The sequence below is a fragment of the Streptomyces sp. NRRL S-1022 genome, assembly GCF_000720135.1.
GTDB lineage: Bacteria > Actinomycetota > Actinomycetes > Streptomycetales > Streptomycetaceae > Streptomyces.
This window is the reverse complement of sequence record NZ_JOIU01000158.1, coordinates 1-353: the sequence shown is the minus strand read 5'-3', so window position 1 is coordinate 353 and position 353 is coordinate 1. Positions and strand designations below refer to the sequence as shown.

Annotated in this window: 1 protein-coding gene; it reads right to left on the bottom strand. The window is 69.7% G+C overall.

All coding sequences use genetic code 11. The annotated features are described in order from the left end of the window. Nucleotides 1–344 (bottom strand): MFS transporter (locus IG05_RS0141295; RefSeq protein WP_199808491.1); only part of this gene is annotated, 344 nt, incomplete at its 3' end. Nucleotides 345–353 lie beyond the last annotated feature (9 nt).

The window sequence follows — 353 nt, the reverse complement described above, 5'->3', positions numbered from 1 at the left end:
CCGGGGTCCCGGAACACGTCGGTAATGATCGACAGGGTGGCCGGCATCATCATCGCCGCGCCCACGCCCATGCCGGTGCGCGCCGCGATCAGCATGCCCACGGAGCCGGAGTACGCCGCCCACGCGGATGTGACCCCGAACAGCGCGAGCCCGGCCGTGAAGACCCGCCGGCGGCCGAACCGGTCCGCGCTGCTGCCCGCCACCAGCATCAGCCCCGCGAACGCCAGCGCGTAGGCGTCCACGATCCACTGCAGCTGCGTCGTCGTCGCCCCGAGTTCCTTCACCAGGGTGGGCAGGGCGACGTTCAGAATGGTGTTGTCCAAGGTCACGATCAGCAGCGACACACACAGCAC